Genomic DNA, 17872 nt, shown 5'->3' with positions numbered 1-17872 from the left:
TCCAGAGCGCCCCGGCAGAGTCAAGCGCTCGAAGAGGAATTTATTCCTTTCTCGGAATGTTGATCGAAGCTTTCTCGCGTGGCCTTCGCGCCTATTTCCCCAGCCTCGCGTAAAAAACTCGAAAGGCACCAGCCAAAAGGCTATATGCGGTCAAAAGGAAACAGAATGGCCCGTATCTACAAGAACCGCGCATGGCACGACCAGCTTTCTCCGTCATTGGAGGAACTGGAATTTCTGGCGCTGGAAGCCTATGCGCATCTGCCGGAGGAGTTCCGCACGCTGACCGGCGAGGTCGTCATCCAGGTCGCCGAATTTCCCACCGACGAGATCATGGACGATCTGGCCCTGGAGACGCCTTTCGATCTGCTCGGCCTGTTCGAGGGCCGCGGCATCGCCGAGCGCTGGAACCCGCAGACCGGCGAGGGGCCGAACCGCGTCACGCTCTATCGCCGCGCCATTCTGGACTACTGGGCCGAGAATGAGGAGACGCTGGGCGACATCGTCACCCATGTGCTGATCCACGAGATCGGCCACCATTTCGGCCTCAGTGACGACGACATGGAGCGCATCGAAGAAGCAACATAGCGGCTCAGTTGCCGATAGGACTGGACTGCCTCTTTTCGTAAGCCGTCTTGATGAGTGCCGAGATGCGCAAGGTCTCATCCTCAACCGTGTACGAAAACTCTTCCATCACACCTTGGAACGGTCTCGTAAATCCAAGGTTTTCATGCATGTCAGCGTGGAACCGTTCGAATTTTTCAAACTTTTCCTGTTCAAACTGCGACCCTCCCTGTCGAGCCGGCGAAAAGATATGTATCGGCTTTCCTGACATCGAGGCCTCGCACACCATCGTTACAGTGTCTGCCGTAATGACGAAAGCGTCGGCGGCTGCGAGATAGTCGATGTACGGATTGTCGCCGGTACGGTCCCAGATGATCATACGCGGATCATTTATTTCCGTCAGCCGAGCAAGAATTTCCGGCTCCGAGCGGCGAGAAGTCGATGCGAGAACGACGTAACCTCGTCCAACCAGATCAGTTGCTGTGGCGACAATCCCATCTATGGTCTGCCGGTCGAAAGAGTAGGCCCAGGTCGATCCGCCGATGAGCAGGGTAACGACAGGCTCCCCGCCAGGAGCAAAGCGCGCTCGCGCACTCTCCCTTCGCGTCGCAAGGAGAGCTGGGCTGATCCGATGAGGGACACCGGACATCCTGAAATATTTCGGATTGTGCTCCATCGCCTTCGTCCAGTCATGACGGGAGACGAACACCATGTCGAACAAGTCCAGGTCGCGTCGGGGCGGTTGAAGGTGCACGGCAAACGGCCGGCCACCATAGGCCCTTTTGATCTCCGCAACATAACGCTCGGAGATGCTTCCGCATGAGATGAGGATGTCCGGAGGTTTTTCTGCAACGCTTTGCCGAAATGCAGAAAATATCCGCTCCACTCGGGTTTGTTTCCTGAAAATCCTGGCAGTCGGGTTCGCGTCCAGGTTTTGCGCGACACCGAGGCACTGGGTCAGCGTCCCGGCCTTCTCTTCGCTTACTGTCCACACCCTCATACTTGTTATTGTTCCCCAAGCTTCATGTTGGGGTCGTATTCCTGGCCCTCGACATCCTTCACCACCGCCTGGCCGCATTTCATGGTCTTGGTTTCGGCGTCATAGGCATAGGTCGTCGAGCCGAACAGGTGCCAGCCCTTGTTCAGGGCGGCCGTCACCTTGTGGCAGAAGGTGGCATCGTCCGGGCCGGTGAGAAAGCGGTAGAGTTTCATCTGTCATTCCCCGTCATGGCTGTTGCCTTGAGCATCGTTTCGGCCGCGGGCATGCAGTTTGGCCCGAAGCCATGATGTCCTGTTTGGCGTCGTTCTCTGAAAGCGTTTCCCGAACGAAGTTCCATTCCACGCCTTTTCGGCTCACTTGGCAATCATCGCCGCCTTGGCCAGAAGCCTTTCGGCCTGCGCGCAATGCAGCAGCTCGACCATGCGGCCGTCGAGGCCGATCGCGCCCTTGCCGGCGTTTTCCGGCAGCGCGAAGGCGGCCACGATCCGCTCGGCTTCGGCCAGCGCGGCTGGCGAAGGCGAGAACGCGGCTTCCGCCGGCGCGATCTGGGCGGGGTGGATCAGCGTCTTGCCGTCGAAGCCCATGGCGGCGCCCTCCCCGCATTCCGCCGCAAAGGCGTCGAGGTCGCGGAAATCGTTGCTGACGCCGTCGAGCATGTCGAGCCCGCCGGCGCGCGCGGCCAGCACCATCTGCATCAGCCAGGGCATCAGGTAGCGTCGCTCGGGCGTGGCCAGCACGCCGGTCATGGCCGCCAGGTCGTTGGTGCCGGCCACCAGGCACGAAAGTCGCGAGCCGGCGTCGCGGCCAAGCTCGGCGATTGCGCCGAGGTTCATGAGCCCGCGCGGTGTCTCGACCATGGCCCACAGCTGCAGGGTTTCGGGCGCGCCGGCCTCGTCCAGCAGGTCGCCGGCCTCCTGCACGTCGCGCGGCGTCTCCACCTTGGGCAGCAATATGCCGTCGGGCCGGCAGGCGATTGCGGCTGCAATGTCATTAGCACCCCATTCGCTGGAGAGCGCGTTAACGCGCACCACCATCTCGCGAACCCCCGCCGGGCGGTTGCCGAAGATTTTTGCCAGTTTTTCGCGGGCTGCAGCCTTTTCGCCAGGGGCTACCGCGTCCTCCAGGTCGATCACCACCGCATCGCAGGAAAGCGAGGCAAGCTTGGCCAGTGCCCTGTCGTTGGAGGCAGGGATATAGAGCACCGAGCGGCGCAGACGGGGGGCTTGCATCATTGGCCTTTCTTGCCCGGCAATGCTGGCTCTTGCAAGACTGGCGCGCAAAACCCTGATAAGGCACGACCAGACAACGCAAGCATTGGGGAACATGCATATGGCGCGTTACGACGTCATCATCATCGGCGGGGCGATCGTCGGCAGCTCCATCGCCTATTATCTGCGCGACGAAGGCTTCACGGGCTCCATCGCGCTGATCGAGCGCGACCCGCAATTCACCTACTCGTCCACCACGCTGTCCTGCGCCTCCATTCGCCAGCAGTTCTCGATCCCCGAAAACATCCGTCTGTCGCAGTTCACGCTGGGCCTGTTCCGCCGGCTGGAGCAGGAATTCGGCGCCGGCGCCGACATCGGCTTCCGCGAGGGCGGCTATCTCATCCTTGCCGGCGAGAACGGCCTGCCGATCCTCGAGCAGAACCACGCCGCGCAGATGGCCGAGGGCGCCGACATCGTGCTGGAGGACGCGGCCGCCCTGCAGAAGCGTTTTTCCTGGATCTCCACCGAAGGCATCACGGCCGGCGCCTATGGCCGCTCGGGCGAGGGCTGGTTCGACGCCCACGCCATGCTGATGCTGTTCCGCAAGGCCCTGCGCGAGAGACGAGTCGACTTCATCACCGACGCCGTCGCGGGCATTGAGCGCGAGGGCAACCGCGTCACCGCCGTCACCCTGGAAAACGGCGAGCGGCTGGAAGCCGGCACCGTCTTCAACGCGGCTGGCCCGTCGGCCGGCAAGGTCGCGGCCATGGCCGGGCTCAGGCTGCCGGTCGAGCCGCGCAAGCGCAGCGTCTTCGTCTTCGAGGCGCATGACAAGCTCGCCGACATGCCGCTGATGGTCGACCCCAGCGGCATCTATGTGCGCCCGGAAGGCAGCGTCTACATCACCGGCGGGGCGGAGAACGAGGAGGGCGAAGGCCCGGCCGCCGCAAACGATTTCGATCCCGACTGGTCGCTGTTCGAGGAAAATATCTGGCCGGTGCTGGCCACGCGCGTGCCCGCCTTCGAGGCGATCAAGGCCACCCGCGCCTGGGCCGGGCACTACGACTACAACACGCTCGACCAGAACGCGGTGATCGGGCCGCATCCGGAGGTCGAAAACTTCATCTTCGCCAACGGCTTTTCCGGCCACGGCCTGCAGCAGGCGCCGGCGGTGGGCAAGGCGCTGGCCGAGTTTCTGGTCCATGGCGACTATCGCAGCATCGACTGCTCGGCCTTCGGCTACGCCCGCATCGCAGAGGGCCGGCCGTTCCGCGAACTCAACGTCATCTAAGGGCAGGCTGTTGCCGGACATGTCGCATGCGGTGCCTCTTTGATTCACCGCATGCTTTGTGTAAAGCAAGGGCGAAACATTCCCCGGAAACAGAACGGGTCAGATACGATGGAAAAGTTCACCAAGCTCACCGGCGTCGCCGCTCCCTTGCCGATCGTCAATGTCGACACCGACATGATCATCCCCAAGGACTACCTCAAGACGATCAAGCGCACCGGGCTCGGTACGGGGCTTTTCGCCGAGATGCGCTACAATGAGGACGGCTCGGAAAACCCCGATTTCGTGCTCAACAAGCCGGCCTACCGCAAGGCGCAGATTCTCGTCGCCGGCGACAATTTCGGCTGCGGCTCCAGCCGCGAGCATGCGCCGTGGGCGCTGCTCGACTTCGGCATCCGCTGCGTGATCTCGACCTCGTTCGCCGACATCTTCTACAACAACTGCTTCAAGAACGGCATTTTGCCGATCACGGTCAGCCAGGAAGACCTCGACAAGCTGATGGACGACGCCTCGCGCGGCGCCAACGCGACCATCTCCATCGATCTCGAGGCCAAGGAAATCCACGGGCCCGATGGCGGCGTGGTCAAGTTCGACCTCGACGATTTCAAGCGCCACTGCCTGCTCAACGGCCTCGACGACATCGGCCTGACCATGGAAAAGGCCCCGTCGATCGACAGTTTTGAGAAGAAATACGCCGAAACCCGCCCCTGGGCGTAAGCTGCGGCATCCGTGGCGCGCCGCTTCGGATTGAAACATATGCAAAGGGCCGCCTCGTGCGGCCTTTTTTCATTCAGGCAGGCACCCGGCCGGCAATGGGCACAGGACAAAAATACCGGTCGAGATGAAAACTGGTAGCTCCCGCGGGCCTGTGGCATGGTCGGGGCAGATTCGTCGCCTCGGGCCGATATTGCCGGCCATGTCGAAACTCCTGATTCGGGGTTGCCATGAACCGGACCGTTTTCTCCCTCGCCGCCGGGCTTGCCCTTGCCGCAAGTGCGCCCGCCTTCGCGCAGGAAGACCCGCCGACCTCGATCCCCTTTGCGGGCGGAACGCTGACCATCACCGAAACCCCGAACCTGGACAGGATCCTTGCCTTCAACGGCAAGCAGCTCGCGCGCAACTATGTCGTGCTCTACGACCGCACGGTCGAGCTGCAGGGTACGAAGGTGGCACTGTTTGCGGTTGGCGACGGCGGCAATGCCTGCGGCCCGGCCACGGTCATCGTCTGGAAGCCGGAGGGCGGGGGTCTCAAGACCACGACAGTGGGCGAGGACTGCGGCGCGCCGCCGGCCGCCGTCACCGACGACAACATCTATTTCGTGCCCTACCTGCGCCCCGGCGCCACCGCCGACGTGCAGAACTGGTCGCCCGAGGACGGGCTGCGCGTGGCCGGGCAGATGAGCTATGTGCCCCAACCCGGCACGCGCTGGGGCGATCTCGACCCGGCGAAAGTCGCCCACCCCTACGATCTCTTCGCCAATGGCGACTTCTACGCCGCCGCCCGCAAACTGCTGGGCGACAAGTTCTCCGATGTCGTCCTGGCGCTCTCGGTTTCCGGCGGGCTGGAAGCAACCGCTTCCGGCGTCTTCTACGGCAGCGGCTGCATCCCGCATGCCTGCGGCGAGGGCAACGGCTTCGTCGCCGTCGACCCCAAGGAAAGGGCGGTCTATTTCGCGCAGGAAAGCGGCGGCGCCACCCCCCGCGCCTGGCCGCCGCTCGATAACTGGCCGGCGGAGGTCCGCGCGGCGATGACAAAATCCTTCAGCGAAGAATAGACGGAGGTTTCATGCGCAAGCTCATCTCCACCGGATCGCCCTTCGAGAAGACCGCCGGCTATTCGCGCGCGGTGGTGCAGGGCGACTGGTGTTTTGTCTCCGGCACCACCGGCTACGACTACGCCACCATGACCATGCCCGACCGCGTGGAAGACCAGACCCGCAACTGCCTCGCCACCATCGCCAGGGCGCTGGAGGAGGGCGGCTTCGCGCTCGCCGACGTGGTGCGCGCGCACTACTACATCACCGACCAGAGTTTCGTCGACGTCGTCTTCCCCATCCTCGGCGAGGCGTTCGGCGAGATCCGGCCGGCCGCGACCATGATCGTCTGCCAGCTCAACAAGCCGGAAATGAAGATCGAGATCGAGGTGACGGCGCTGCGGCGGGGTTGATCTCGATCGGCTCGACAGGCTCTCGGTACACCCCGCCTGTCGTGATTACGTCGCGCGCGCCACAGCCCGCGCCCCTCGTGAAGGTACACGCGGACCACAGCGCATTTTGCTGCGGCAGACTGAGCAACACCCGAAAGCCGATCGCGTTTCAAGCCATCCGCTCGACCCATTGAACCCGCGAAGGGCCCGGCTCGAACGGATCAGCGAAGTATTGGGTTTCGCGGGCCACCTGCCCGTCCCTGAATTCCATGATGCTTACCGTGTAAGACGGTCGCCCGTCATAGGTCAGGATCAATTCCGTGATCCAGAGGTCAGCAGCGCCGAGTATCCGCCGCACCGTGAAGCGCTTCTTGTTCGGCTGTGCGCAACGAGATGACTGGATGTTGTGCCGACCGCGGATGCATTCCCCCGACTGCGGATACTCGAGCACCGCGTCCTCTCGGTAAATCCGGTGCTCCTCTTCGAAGTCGTTCGCGTCGGAGGCGACCCAGTGGCGATCGAGAGCAGCTCGAATCTCGCTGTCTTCCATCTCAATCTTCCTCCCGTTTTCGGTACACGCGCAGGGCCTCTTGGCCCCCTCGCATTCGAGGATACCGCTGCAAGCGCTTCAGAGTCCAAGGTTACACGATCCGGGAACCCCCTTGCGCCGGCGCGCCACATCTGAACTTGGCGCTATCCCGAAAGCGCCCAGCAGCGCACCCGAAAACACTTCCATCCCTGCACCAAGCCTTTCCGTCTTGCGCGCCGGGCGCTTGGCGTTTAGCAAGACCCCGGTTCACCCGCTTTCTGAAAGGTTTTCTCCGATGGCAACGCGCAAGCTTCTTCTCCTGCCGGGCGACGGCATTGGCCCCGAGGCAATGAACGAGGTTCGCAAGCTGATCTCGGTGATGAACGACAAGTTCGGCGCCGGCTTCGAGACCGAGGAAGGCCTGGCCGGCGGCTGCGCCTACGACGCGCACGGCCAGTCGATCTCCGATGCCGACATGGAAAAGGCGATGGCCGCCGATGCGGTTCTGTTCGGCGCCGTCGGTGGCCCGAAGTGGGCCGACGTGCCCTATGAGGTGCGCCCCGAGGCCGGCCTGCTGCGCCTGCGCAAGGACATGCAGCTCTTCGCCAATCTGCGTCCGGCGATCTGCTACCCGGCGCTGGCTTCGTCCTCGTCGCTCAAGCCCGAAGTGGTCGAGGGCCTCGACATCCTCATCCTGCGCGAGCTGACCGGCGGCGTCTATTTCGGCGAGCCCAAGGAGATTATCGATCTCGGCAACGGCCAGAAGCGCGGCATCGACACGCAGGTCTACGACACCTACGAGATCGAGCGCATCGCCGGCGTGGCCTTCGAGCTGGCGCGCACGCGCGGCAACAAGGTCACCTCGATGGAAAAGCACAATGTGATGAAGTCGGGCGTGCTGTGGAAGGAAGTGGTCACCCAGACCCACAAGGCGAAATATGCCGACGTGCAGCTCGAGCACATGCTTGCCGACGCCGGCGGCATGCAGCTGGTGCGCTGGCCCAAGCAGTTCGACGTCATCCTCACCGACAACCTGTTCGGCGACATGCTGTCGGACGTGGCCGCCATGCTCACCGGCTCGCTCGGCATGCTGCCTTCGGCTTCGCTCGGTGCGCCGGATGCCGCCACCGGCAAGCGCAAGGCGCTCTACGAGCCGGTGCACGGCTCGGCGCCCGACATCGCCGGCAAGGGCATCGCCAACCCGATCGCCATGATCGCGTCCTTTGCCATGTGCCTGCGCTATTCCTTCAACATGGTGGCCGAGGCCGACCGTCTCGAGGCGGCGATCGCCGCCGTGCTGGACGATGGCCTGCGCACCAAGGACATCATGTCGGAAGGCAAGACCGAGGTCGGCACCGTCCAGATGGGCGACGCCATCGTGGCGAAGTTCCTGTCGCTCTCGGCATAACGCCCCGGCGCTCTCTGCATTTCCCGGCAAGGCTGCGGCCTGGCCGGGGAATGTCCGGGCCGTCTTCATGTCGGCCCGCTCATTGACTATTCGCGCAAACCGCGTAAAAGCGGCGGCGAACAGGGAACCCTCCGATGCGCGGCCATTTTTCGGCTCATCTCGCATTCGACTTCCCCGGCCTCGATGACAGCCATCGAGTCGGGCGCGGAGCCGCGTCCCTGCTTTCGACCAAAACCATGGCCAAAAAAACGACCACTACGGTCTGATTTCCCTTGGCCTGCTCACCCTCTCCCGGGTCTGGCCCGGGGGTGAAGAGCCCGCAACGGCCGGCGGGCTTTCTCCAAGAAGCGAGCGGAGAGGGACAGGAGTAATCTGAAGATGGGTTTCAAGGTTGCGATCGCTGGCGCCACGGGCAATGTGGGCCGGGAAATGCTCAATATCCTCGAGGAACGCGGCTTTCCCGCCGATGAGGTGGTGCCGCTTGCCTCCCGGCGCAGCCAGGGCACCGAAGTGTCCTATGGCGACAAGACGCTGAAGGTGAAGGCGCTCGACACCTACGACTTCTCCGACACCGACATCTGCCTGATGTCGGCCGGCGGCAACATCTCCAAGGAGTGGTCGCCCAAGATCGGCAAGCAGGGCTGCGTCGTCATCGACAACTCGTCTGCCTGGCGCTACGACCAGGACGTGCCGCTGATCGTGCCGGAAGTGAATCCGGATGCCATCGTCGGCTTCTCCAGGAAGAACATCATCGCCAATCCGAACTGCTCGACCGCCCAGCTCGTTGTGGCGCTGAAGCCGCTGCACGACAAGGCGAAAATCAAGCGCGTTGTCGTCTCCACCTACCAGTCGGTCTCGGGCGCCGGCAAGGAAGGCATGGACGAGCTCTTCACCCAGACCCGCGCCGTCTTCGTGGCCGACCCGGTCGAGGCCAAGAAGTTCACCAAGCGCATCGCCTTCAACGTCATCCCGCACATCGACGTGTTCATGGAGGACGGCTACACCAAGGAAGAGTGGAAGATGGTGGCCGAGACCAAGAAGATGCTCGACCCCAAGATCAAGCTGACGGCGACCGCCGTGCGCGTGCCGGTGTTCATCGGCCATTCCGAAGCCGTCAACATCGAGTTCGAGAACCCGATCACGCCGGAGGAAGCGCGCGACATCCTGCGCGAGGCGCCGGGCTGCCTGGTCATCGACAAGCACGAGGACGGCGGCTACGTCACGCCGATCGATGCTGCGGGCGAGGACGCCACCTATATCTCGCGCATTCGCGAGGACGCTACCGTCGAGAACGGCCTTGCCATGTGGATCGTGTCCGACAATCTGCGCAAGGGGGCTGCACTGAACACGGTACAGATCGCCGAGCTTCTGGTTGCGCGCGGCCTGATCACGCCGAAGAAGAAGGCGGCCTGACCGCATTTCCTGTTCCCCGGCGCGCCGGACCTTTCCGGCGTACCGCGCTTCGAAAACCGGCGCCAAACGCCGGTTTTCTTGGCTTTCAGGCCCGCAAAACGCGCGGTTTGCCTTGACTCCGCCCCCGTTTTCCTGTCTACACGCCCACAATTCCGCGACGAGTAGTCCACTCCGAGCAGCCGACCGGGACCCATAGCGGTATAAAGAGATCCCGGAGGCCAACACCCGGCAGCGCGATGCGCCCCCGGGTGCTTTTCGGCTTTGGGCTTTTGTCTGGCCTCGATGCTTGGCTCTTGCGCGCGGAACCATTACCTCTGGCGGGGAAACCAGTCAGAGACAGAAGGAAGAACGATGTTCGATTCGCTGCAAGAGCGACTTGGCTCCATTCTCAACGGCCTCACCGGCCGTGGCGCGCTGTCGGAGGCCGATGTCTCGGCTGCCCTGCGCGAGGTGCGCCGCGCCCTGATCGAGGCCGACGTGGCGCTGGATGTCGTGCGTTCCTTCGTCGATCGCGTCCGCGAGAAGGCCGTCGGCTCTGCCGTGCTCAAGTCGATCAAACCCGGCCAGATGGTCGTCAAGATCGTCCATGACGAGCTGATCGAGATGCTGGGCGCCGAGGGCGTCGCCATCGACCTCAACGCCCCTGCCCCCGTCGTCATCATGATGGTCGGCCTGCAGGGCTCGGGCAAGACCACCACTTCGGCCAAGATCGCCAAGCGGCTGACCGAGCGCCAGGGCAAGAAAGTGCTCATGGCCTCGCTCGACACGCGCCGTCCGGCCGCGCAGGAGCAGTTGCGCCAGCTCGGCGAGCAGACCAATGTCGCCACGCTGCCGATCATCGCCGGCCAGAGCCCGGTCGACATCGCCAGGCGCGCCGTGCAGGCGGCCAAGCTCGGCGGCCATGACGTCGTCATCCTCGACACCGCCGGCCGCACCCATATCGACGAGCCGCTGATGGTCGAGATGGCCGACATCAAGCGCGCCTCGAACCCGCACGAAATCCTGCTGGTGGCCGACAGCCTCACCGGTCAGGACGCCGTCAACCTCGCCAAGAATTTCGACGAGCGCGTCGGCATCAGCGGCCTGGTGCTCACCCGCATGGACGGCGACGGCCGCGGCGGCGCGGCGCTCTCCATGCGCGCGGTCACCGGCAAGCCGATCAAGCTGATCGGCGTCGGCGAAAAGATGGATGCGCTGGAGGAGTTTTATCCCAAGCGCATCGCCGACCGCATCCTCGGCATGGGCGACATCGTTTCGCTGGTTGAGAAGGCTGCCGAAACCATCGACGCGGAAAAGGCCGCGGCGATGGCCAAAAAGATGCAGTCGGGCAAGTTCGACCTGAACGACCTCGCCGGCCAGTTGCAGCAGATGCAGAAGATGGGCGGCATGGGCGGCATCATGGGAATGATGCCCGGCATGGGCAAGATGAAGGACCAGATCGCCGCCGCCGGCTTCGACGACAAGATGTTCGCGCGCCAGCTCGCCATCATCTCCTCGATGACCAAGGCCGAGCGCGCCAACCCGGACATTCTCAAGCACAGCCGCAAGAAGCGTATCGCGAGCGGCTCGGGCACCGACGCTGCCGAGATCAACAAGCTGCTCAAGATGCACCGACAGATGGCCGACATGATGAAGGCCATGGGCGGCAAGGGCAAAGGCGGCGGCATGATGCGCGGCCTGATGGGCGGTATGGCGCAGAAGATGGGCCTTGGCGGCATGATGCCTGGAATGGGCGGCATGCCCGACCTCTCCAAGATGGACCCCAAGCAGCTCGAGGCGCTGAAGAAGCAGGCGGAAGCCGCCGGCCTCGGCAAGGGCCTGCCGGGTGGCCTGCCCGGTCTCGGCGGCAATGGCGGTCTGCCGGGCCTTCCCGGCGGCATGAAGCTGCCCGGCCTCGGTGGCGGGCTTCCGGGGTTGGGTAAGAAGAAATGAGCGCTGCGATGAACGATTTGGACGTCAAGAACCTGCTCACCCAATATCGCGCCTCGATCGACAATATCGACGCCGCGCTGGTACATATGCTGGCCGAGCGCTTCCGCTGCACCCAGGCGGTGGGCCTTCTCAAGGCCACCTACGGCCTGCCGCCGGCCGACCCGGCGCGCGAGCAGGCGCAAATCGCCCGCCTGCGCCGCCTTGCCGACGACGCGCAGCTTGACCCCGATTTCGCGGAAAAGTTCCTCAATTTCATCATCCGCGAAGTGATCCGCCATCACGAGGCCATCGCCGCTTCGTCGAACGGCTCCGAAAATTCCTCCGCATCACGCGGCGGACAATAGACCACCTGATTAGAACGAACCCTAGGAGAAAAAAATGTCGTTGAAGATCCGTCTGGCCCGCGCGGGCTCCAAGAAGCGTCCCTACTACCACATCGTCATCGCCGACGTGCGTTCGCCGCGCGATGGCCGCTTCATCGAGACCGTGGGCGCCTGGAACCCGATGCTGGCCAAGGACGCCGAGCGCGTCAAGATCGACGAAGAGCGCGTCAAGCACTGGCTTGGCCACGGCGCCCTGCCGACCGATCGCGTCGCCCGCTTCCTCGCCGAAGCCGGCCTGACCAAGCGCGAAGCCCGCAACAACCCGACCAAGGGCGAGCCGGGCAAGAAGGCGCAGGAACGCGCCGCCGCGATCAAGGCTGCCCAGGAAGCTGCTGCCGCGGCCTTGGCTGCCGCCAATGCTGCTCCCGCCGAAGAAGCTTCGGCCGAGTAATTTTCAAGCTTCGGCTGAAATTGCAGACGGCGGGTTCTGGCCCGCCGTTTTCTTTTCGCGCGTCGTCCGCCCCAAAATCCGTCCGCACCCGCGTCAGTCGCGGTGGCCAGCCTGCCGTCGCAACTTCACAGCGTCCGAAACCATGATCCGCATAGAAAACGTCAGCAAGCAGAACAGCCACCGGCTTCTCTTCATCGAGGCCTCCGCGACCTTGCAGAAGCAGGAGAAGATCGGCCTGGTCGGCCCCAACGGCGCGGGCAAGACGACGCTGTTTCGCATGATCACCGGCGCGGATCTGCCCGACGAGGGCCAGGTCTCGGTCGAGCGCGGCGTCACCATCGGCTATTTCAACCAGGATGTGGGCGAGATGGCCGGCTGCAGCGCGGTGGCCGAGGTCATGGAAGGCGCCGGCCCGGTGAGCGCGGTGGCCGCCGAGCTGCGCGAGCTGGAAGCCGCGATGGTGGACCCGGACCGCGCCGACGAACTCGAGGCTGTCATCGAGCGCTATGGCGAGGTGCAGGCGCGCTACGAGGAGCTGGACGGCTATTCGCTCGACGGCCGCGCACGCGAGGTGCTGGCCGGCCTCGGTTTCAGCCAGGAGATGATGGATGGCGATGTCGGTGGCCTGTCCGGCGGCTGGAAGATGCGCGTGGCGCTCGCCCGCATCCTCCTGATGCGGCCCGACGTCATGCTGCTCGACGAGCCGTCGAACCATCTCGACCTCGAAAGCCTGATCTGGCTGGAGGAATTCCTGAAGGGCTATGACGGCGCGCTGCTGATGACCTCGCACGACCGCGCGTTCATGAACCGCATCGTCAACAAGATCATCGAGATCGACGGCGGCTCGCTGACGACCTATTCCGGCGACTATGAATTCTACGAGCAGCAGCGCCAGCTGGCCGACAAGCAGCAGCAGGCCCAGTTCGAGCGCCAGCAGGCGATGCTCGCCAAGGAGATCAAGTTCATCGAGCGTTTCAAGGCGCGCGCCTCGCATGCCTCCCAGGTGCAGAGCCGGGTGAAGAAGCTGGAGAAGATCGACCGCGTCGAGCCGCCCAAGCGCCGCCAGACGGTTTCATTCGAGTTCCAGCCGGCGCCGCGCTCGGGCGAGGACGTGGTCACGCTCAGGAATGTGCACAAGCGCTACGGCAGCCGGATCATCTATGAGGGCCTGGATTTCCAGGTTCGCCGCAAGGAGCGCTGGTGCATCATGGGCATAAATGGCGCCGGCAAGTCGACGCTGTTGAAACTGGTTGCCGGCGCCTCCGAGCCCGACGACGGCACGGTTGCCCGCGGCCCCAGCGTCAAGATGGGCTATTTCGCCCAGCATGCCATGGATCTGCTCGACGGAGACAGGACGGTGTTCCAGCAGCTGGAGGACTCCTTCCCTCAAGCCGGGCAGGCGCCGCTGCGTGCGCTCGCCGGCTGCTTCGGCTTTTCAGGCGACGAGATCGAGAAGAAATGCCGGGTGCTTTCGGGCGGCGAGAAGGCGCGTCTGGTCACGGCGATCATGCTGTTCGACCCGCCGAACCTTCTGGTGCTGGACGAGCCGACCAACCATCTCGACATCGCCACCAAGGAGATGCTGATCGAGGCGCTGTCACGCTACGAGGGCACCATGCTTTTCGTCTCGCACGATCGCCACTTCCTGGCCGCACTGTCCAATCGCGTGCTCGAGCTCACGCCCGACGGCGTCCACCAGTATGGCGGCGGCTATGTCGAATATGTCGAGCGCACCGGCCAGGAAGCCCCAGGCCTGCGGGGCTGAGCGGGCGGAACGTCGACGTTCAATTGGCGCTGGAAGTCGTTCGGCCTGCCTGAAACGGCATCTAGGAATAATAAAACCGCTCGGGCGCGGTCATCTTGGGCGGAGCCTCGCCCAGCGCCTCGAACACCGAGATCTCGCAGACGCGGCACAGCCCGTCCAGCGCGAGGTCGTTGGCCTGGGTGCCGAACGGGTCTTCCAACTCTTCGGACAGCGCATCGAGACCGAAGAAGGAATAGGCGATCAGCGCGGTGAAGAACGGCGTGGCCCATCCTGCCGAGAAGGCCAGGCCGAAGGGCAGCAGCATGCAGAAGATATATGCCGAGCGCTGCAAGAGCAGGGTGTAGGCGAAGGGCAGCGGCGTGCCGGCGATGCGTTCGCAGCCGGCTTGCAGCGCGGTGATCGACGCCAGGCGCTCATCGAGTATGCGGAAGTCCATCGCCTCGATCAGGGCCTCCCGCTTGAGCGCGCCGATCCGGCGTCCCATGCGCCGCACCATCTCGTCGGGCCTGTTCGTAAAGGCTAGCACGGTATCGGCTTCGGCGCCGATGAAGGCGCGCGCCTCTTCCACCGCGTCGACCTTGCGCAGCTCGCCGCGCAGGAAGTGGCAGAAGGCCAGCGCGTCCATCAGCAGGGGTCGCACCTGGCCGCTTTCGGGCGGCACCAGGGCCAGCGCCGCGCGCGAAAAATTCCGGATCTCGAACACCAGCTGCCCCCAGAGCTTGCGGGCCTCCCACCAGCGGTCATAGGCGGCGTTGTTGCGGAAGCCGAGATAGAGCGACAGCGTCACGCCGAGCAGGCCGAAGGGCGCCAGGCCATAATTGCCGAAGTCGAGCCCCAGCGCCTTGATCGCTGCCACCACCGCCAGCGCATACAGGCCGAAGCCGATGATATGCGGCGTGATGCGGGGCACGATGGAGCCGCGCATGATGAAAAACAGTTTCAGCAGCCCTGGACGGGGACGAACGATCATCGGCGGCGGGCTCTCCAAGAGCGGGAATTTGCGGCCATCATGGCCGGCGGGGAGGGTGCGGCACGGCATGATCCGCGACGCTTTTTGTCGCGCGCTTCGTCGGTCTTGTCGACGTGGCATTATGACGGGAGTGTGACAACCCGCTTAATCGAATGGTAAGTCGCCTCGCATAGGTTTCGGCCCAGGCAGCCCGCGCGGATCCCGGCGCGGAGGCATGATGCCGAGCCGCCGCACCGGCCCGCCCGGTATGAAAAACCAGCCACCGATTTGCCGCCCCAGGCGCCCTTTCCCGACGTTTATCGCGGCGGCCCGTGCGCGTGTCCGGTCTTTCGGCTACGAACGACACCCGGAGTCCCATGCCGACGACACAGCTCCTGCCGAACCGCCAGCTTCCGGCCCCGGAAGCCGAGGCCGCCGAGCGGGATTCTTTGCGCATCGACACCGAGTTCGACGACGTCAGGTTGATCCTGCGCCGCTGGCAGTCGGTGCGTCCAGCCTCGGGCGGTCTGCCGCAATATGAAGAGATGGCGCTGGGCAGCGTCGGCCGGTTCGCCGACGAGATGGCCGTGGTGCGCCAGCTGGAGGGCGACGAGCCCGTCATACTGCGTGCCGGCCCGCGCTTCGAGGCGATCGTGGGCGAGGCTTGCGTCGGTCGCATGGCCACGCGGCTGCTTGGGCCCCACGCGCTGGCCATCGGCGAGGCGCTGGCGGCAGCGCGGGAGGCGGCAAGCCCGCGCCTGACGCTGTGCCGGGCGCTGGTCGACGGCATGGTCTCCACCGTCGAGACGCTGGCGCTGCCGCTCGCCTGCCGCTGGCGCGGCGACTATTTCATGCTGTTCCTGCGCCCACGCCGCAGCCAGCTCAACCTGGCGCGCCTGCTCATCAACGCCACCGGCGAAGGCATCATGGCCCTCAGCGCCGTCGAGCGCGGCGGCGTCATTCGCGACTTCTCCATCCTCAGCATCAACGAGGCGGCCGCCCATCATCTCGGCTCGCAGGCCGACCGGCTGCAGTTCGCCCTCCTGTCAGAGGCGCTCGTGCGGCCCGGCCTGTCCGATGCCTTCGCCCGCTTTCGCGAGGCGGCACAGCATCGCCGCGCCACCAGTTTCGAGCTGGAATACAGGCTCGAAGGCCGCCAGGTCTCGCTCAAGGTCGGGGTGGCGATCGCCGACGATCTCCTGGCCGTCACCTTCACCGATGTCGGCGAGCTCAAGGCGCGCGAAACCCTGTTCCGCTCGCTGTTCGACGAAAACCCGGTGCCGATGTATGTGCGCGACGAAAGCGGCGAGCATTTCCTGAACGTCAACGAGGCCGCACTGCGCCTCTACGGCTATGAGCGCGAGGCCTTCTTCACCCTCGGCCTGGCCGGACTTCGCGCTGACGCCGACGCCGGGCAGCACCCGCCCGGGGAAGCAAGCTCCCGCCATGTAACTGCCGACGGCCGCCTGCTCGACGTGGTGGAATACGCGCGCGGCATCGTGGTGGACCATGCGCCGGCCACGCTGTCGACCATAGTCGACGTCACCGAGCGCAAGCGCGCCGAAGAGCACGTTACCTTCCTGGCGCTGCACGATCCGCTGACCGGCGTGGCCAACCGCACGTTGTTCACCCGCGAGCTTGCGCGCGCTGCCCAGAACGAGGCGGCCTTCGCGGTGCTGCTGCTCGATCTCGACGACTTCAAGGTGGTCAACGACACGCTTGGCCATGCTGCCGGCGACGCGCTTCTGGTTGAGATCACCGGCCGCCTGCGCAAGCTCCTGCGCGGCTCCGACCTTATCGCGCGGCTCGGCGGCGACGAATTCGCAGTGCTGCTTCCGGGCGCAGCCTCGCGCGAGGCGGTCTGCGGCCTGGCCGGGCGGCTGCTCGACGAGATTGCCGCCATCCGTACCGTCCAGGGCTCGCAGGTTTCGGTCACCGCCAGCGTCGGCGCCGCGCTGTCGCCGCAGGATGCGACAGATACTGAAAGCCTGCTCAAATGCGCGGACCTTGCCCTCTATCGCGCCAAGAACGTTGCCAAGGGCTCGCTACGCTTCTTCGAGCCCGAGATGGACAGCCAGGTGCGCGACCGGCGCGCGCTGGAGATGGAGCTGCGCGGCGCGGACATAGGCAGGGAGTTCGAGCTGCATTTCCAGCCCATCTTCGCGGTCAAGACCGGGCAGCTGCGCGGCTTTGAGGCGCTGTTGCGCTGGAACAACCCCAGGCGCGGCATGGTCTCGCCCGGCGTCTTCATCCCGCTTGCCGAGGAAACCGGGATGATCGACGCGCTCGGCCGCTGGGTGCTGCGCGATGCCTGCCGCCAGGCGGCCGGCTGGCCGGGACAGCTCGTCGTCGCCGTCAACGTCTCGCCGGTGCAATTCCGCGGCACGGCACTGGTCGCCACCATCGGCGAAGCGCTGGCGCTGTCGGGGTTGCAGCCGACGCGGCTGGAAATCGAGGTCACCGAATCCGTGCTGCTGGCCGACACCGAGTCCAACCTGGCCACGCTGCGCCGCATCCGCGACCTTGGCGCCCGCATCGCGCTGGACGATTTCGGCACCGGCTATTCCAGCCTCAGCTATCTGCGGCAATTCCAGTTCAGCCGCCTGAAGATCGACCGGTCCTTCATCCGCGAGATCGGCGCCAGCCCCGAAGCGCTCGCCATCGTGCGCGCCATCATTGGCCTTGGCGCCAGCCTCGGCATCGACACCACTGCCGAAGGGGTCGAGACGGTGGAGCAATTGCACGCCCTGCAAAAGGAGCAGTGCGGCGAGCTGCAGGGTTTCCTGTTCAGCCCGCCCGTGGCCAGGGATCGCGTGGCCGAGGTCATCGGCACCTATTACGAAACGTCAGCGGCCTGACGAGCGCGGGGCGGAATGCGTCCCTCTCCGATTTGACGGGC

The 17872-nt window shown here is 64.7% G+C and carries 17 protein-coding genes; 12 read left to right on the top strand and 5 right to left on the bottom strand.

All coding sequences use genetic code 11. From position 1 onward, the window contains the following. Positions 1-165 precede the first annotated feature (165 nt). Entirely contained in the window at positions 166-585 is a 420-nt protein-coding gene (locus AC3A4H_RS15095; RefSeq protein ID WP_348778721.1) for a metallopeptidase family protein, read from the top strand. A 4-nt stretch (positions 586-589) separates the two neighbouring features. Here AC3A4H_RS15095 and AC3A4H_RS15090 read toward each other — a convergent pair whose 3' ends face one another. The 3 genes from AC3A4H_RS15090 to AC3A4H_RS15080 all read right to left on the bottom strand — a co-directional run bounded on the left by AC3A4H_RS15090 (position 590) and on the right by AC3A4H_RS15080 (position 2793). Next, a complete protein-coding gene (locus AC3A4H_RS15090; RefSeq protein WP_487767409.1) occupies positions 590-1561 on the bottom strand; it encodes a mitochondrial fission ELM1 family protein in 972 nt (323 codons plus the stop codon). Positions 1562-1566: 5 nt separating this feature from the next. Continuing rightward, positions 1567-1773 (bottom strand): DUF1737 domain-containing protein, encoded by a 207-nt coding sequence (locus tag AC3A4H_RS15085; protein ID WP_487767408.1) that lies wholly within the window; start codon positions 1771-1773, stop codon positions 1567-1569. 141 nt (positions 1774-1914) lie between these two features. Then, positions 1915-2793 (bottom strand): HpcH/HpaI aldolase/citrate lyase family protein, encoded by an 879-nt coding sequence (locus tag AC3A4H_RS15080; RefSeq protein ID WP_487767407.1) that lies wholly within the window; start codon positions 2791-2793, stop codon positions 1915-1917. A 97-nt stretch (positions 2794-2890) separates the two neighbouring features. Between AC3A4H_RS15080 and AC3A4H_RS15075 the strand changes: the two genes are divergently transcribed. From AC3A4H_RS15075 to AC3A4H_RS15060, 4 genes are all read left to right on the top strand, one after another. Continuing rightward, positions 2891-4060 carry an NAD(P)/FAD-dependent oxidoreductase gene (locus AC3A4H_RS15075; protein ID WP_487767406.1) on the top strand — a complete coding sequence of 390 codons (1170 nt, stop codon included), beginning with the start codon at positions 2891-2893 and terminating at the stop codon, positions 4058-4060. 108 nt (positions 4061-4168) lie between these two features. Beyond that, positions 4169-4774, top strand: a complete 606-nt coding sequence (gene leuD, locus AC3A4H_RS15070; RefSeq protein ID WP_487767405.1) for a 3-isopropylmalate dehydratase small subunit — start codon at positions 4169-4171, stop codon at positions 4772-4774. Between the two features lie 227 nt (positions 4775-5001). After that, entirely contained in the window at positions 5002-5832 is an 831-nt protein-coding gene (locus AC3A4H_RS15065; RefSeq protein WP_487767404.1) for an Ivy family c-type lysozyme inhibitor, read from the top strand. An 11-nt stretch (positions 5833-5843) separates the two neighbouring features. Continuing rightward, positions 5844-6224 carry a RidA family protein gene (locus tag AC3A4H_RS15060; protein ID WP_487767403.1) on the top strand — a complete coding sequence of 127 codons (381 nt, stop codon included), beginning with the start codon at positions 5844-5846 and terminating at the stop codon, positions 6222-6224. A gap of 148 nt (positions 6225-6372) precedes the next feature. Here the strand turns inward: AC3A4H_RS15060 and AC3A4H_RS15055 are convergent, their stop codons facing one another. Continuing rightward, positions 6373-6753 (bottom strand): nuclear transport factor 2 family protein, encoded by a 381-nt coding sequence (locus AC3A4H_RS15055; RefSeq protein WP_487767402.1) that lies wholly within the window; start codon positions 6751-6753, stop codon positions 6373-6375. A 274-nt stretch (positions 6754-7027) separates the two neighbouring features. On the opposite strand from AC3A4H_RS15055, the gene leuB reads away from it, so the two are divergent. From leuB to AC3A4H_RS15025, 6 genes are all read left to right on the top strand, one after another. Continuing rightward, positions 7028-8140, top strand: a complete 1113-nt coding sequence (gene leuB / locus AC3A4H_RS15050) for a 3-isopropylmalate dehydrogenase (protein WP_487767401.1) — start codon at positions 7028-7030, stop codon at positions 8138-8140. 378 nt (positions 8141-8518) lie between these two features. Next, complete coding sequence (locus tag AC3A4H_RS15045) at positions 8519-9553, top strand: aspartate-semialdehyde dehydrogenase (protein WP_487767400.1); 1035 nt, start codon at positions 8519-8521, stop codon at positions 9551-9553. A 351-nt stretch (positions 9554-9904) separates the two neighbouring features. Then, a complete protein-coding gene (gene ffh, locus AC3A4H_RS15040) occupies positions 9905-11485 on the top strand; it encodes a signal recognition particle protein (protein WP_487767399.1) in 1581 nt (526 codons plus the stop codon). An 8-nt stretch (positions 11486-11493) separates the two neighbouring features. Further along, entirely contained in the window at positions 11494-11829 is a 336-nt protein-coding gene (locus AC3A4H_RS15035; RefSeq protein WP_348778709.1) for a chorismate mutase, read from the top strand. A gap of 34 nt (positions 11830-11863) precedes the next feature. Continuing rightward, a complete protein-coding gene (gene rpsP, locus AC3A4H_RS15030; protein WP_348778708.1) occupies positions 11864-12259 on the top strand; it encodes a 30S ribosomal protein S16 in 396 nt (131 codons plus the stop codon). Between the two features lie 142 nt (positions 12260-12401). After that, the gene (locus tag AC3A4H_RS15025; protein ID WP_487767398.1) at positions 12402-14024 is read left to right on the top strand and encodes an ABC-F family ATP-binding cassette domain-containing protein; all 1623 of its coding nucleotides are present in this window, start codon (positions 12402-12404) and stop codon (positions 14022-14024) included. Positions 14025-14085: 61 nt separating this feature from the next. Here AC3A4H_RS15025 and AC3A4H_RS15020 read toward each other — a convergent pair whose 3' ends face one another. After that, entirely contained in the window at positions 14086-14994 is a 909-nt protein-coding gene (locus AC3A4H_RS15020; RefSeq protein ID WP_487767397.1) for a bestrophin family protein, read from the bottom strand. Between the two features lie 356 nt (positions 14995-15350). On the opposite strand from AC3A4H_RS15020, the gene AC3A4H_RS15015 reads away from it, so the two are divergent. Beyond that, positions 15351-17831: a putative bifunctional diguanylate cyclase/phosphodiesterase gene (locus AC3A4H_RS15015; RefSeq protein WP_487767396.1), complete on the top strand. Its 2481-nt coding sequence runs from the start codon at positions 15351-15353 to the stop codon at positions 17829-17831. Positions 17832-17872: the final 41 nt, after the last annotated feature.

The sequence above is a fragment of the Pseudaminobacter sp. Soil_N_29 genome (genome assembly GCF_057656055.1).
This window is presented reverse-complemented; position numbering and strand designations above follow the sequence as displayed.

Bases quoted from the DNA above. Each gene is read 5' to 3' on its own strand.
- AC3A4H_RS15020 (WP_487767397.1), bottom strand. From the start codon at position 14,994: ATGATCGTTCGTCCCCGTCCAGGGCTGCTGAAACTGTTTTTCATCATG.
- rpsP (WP_348778708.1), top strand. From the start codon at position 11,864: ATGTCGTTGAAGATCCGTCTGGCCCGCGCGGGCTCCAAGAAGCGTCCC.
- AC3A4H_RS15060 (WP_487767403.1), top strand. From the start codon at position 5,844: ATGCGCAAGCTCATCTCCACCGGATCGCCCTTCGAGAAGACCGCCGGC.
- ffh (WP_487767399.1), top strand. From the start codon at position 9,905: ATGTTCGATTCGCTGCAAGAGCGACTTGGCTCCATTCTCAACGGCCTC.
- AC3A4H_RS15015 (WP_487767396.1), top strand. From the start codon at position 15,351: ATGCCGACGACACAGCTCCTGCCGAACCGCCAGCTTCCGGCCCCGGAA.
- AC3A4H_RS15065 (WP_487767404.1), top strand. From the start codon at position 5,002: ATGAACCGGACCGTTTTCTCCCTCGCCGCCGGGCTTGCCCTTGCCGCA.
- leuB (WP_487767401.1), top strand. From the start codon at position 7,028: ATGGCAACGCGCAAGCTTCTTCTCCTGCCGGGCGACGGCATTGGCCCC.
- AC3A4H_RS15085 (WP_487767408.1), bottom strand. From the start codon at position 1,773: ATGAAACTCTACCGCTTTCTCACCGGCCCGGACGATGCCACCTTCTGC.
- AC3A4H_RS15080 (WP_487767407.1), bottom strand. From the start codon at position 2,793: ATGATGCAAGCCCCCCGTCTGCGCCGCTCGGTGCTCTATATCCCTGCC.
- AC3A4H_RS15090 (WP_487767409.1), bottom strand. From the start codon at position 1,561: ATGAGGGTGTGGACAGTAAGCGAAGAGAAGGCCGGGACGCTGACCCAG.
- AC3A4H_RS15075 (WP_487767406.1), top strand. From the start codon at position 2,891: ATGGCGCGTTACGACGTCATCATCATCGGCGGGGCGATCGTCGGCAGC.
- AC3A4H_RS15025 (WP_487767398.1), top strand. From the start codon at position 12,402: ATGATCCGCATAGAAAACGTCAGCAAGCAGAACAGCCACCGGCTTCTC.
- AC3A4H_RS15095 (WP_348778721.1), top strand. From the start codon at position 166: ATGGCCCGTATCTACAAGAACCGCGCATGGCACGACCAGCTTTCTCCG.
- AC3A4H_RS15045 (WP_487767400.1), top strand. From the start codon at position 8,519: ATGGGTTTCAAGGTTGCGATCGCTGGCGCCACGGGCAATGTGGGCCGG.
- leuD (WP_487767405.1), top strand. From the start codon at position 4,169: ATGGAAAAGTTCACCAAGCTCACCGGCGTCGCCGCTCCCTTGCCGATC.
- AC3A4H_RS15055 (WP_487767402.1), bottom strand. From the start codon at position 6,753: ATGGAAGACAGCGAGATTCGAGCTGCTCTCGATCGCCACTGGGTCGCC.
- AC3A4H_RS15035 (WP_348778709.1), top strand. From the start codon at position 11,494: ATGAACGATTTGGACGTCAAGAACCTGCTCACCCAATATCGCGCCTCG.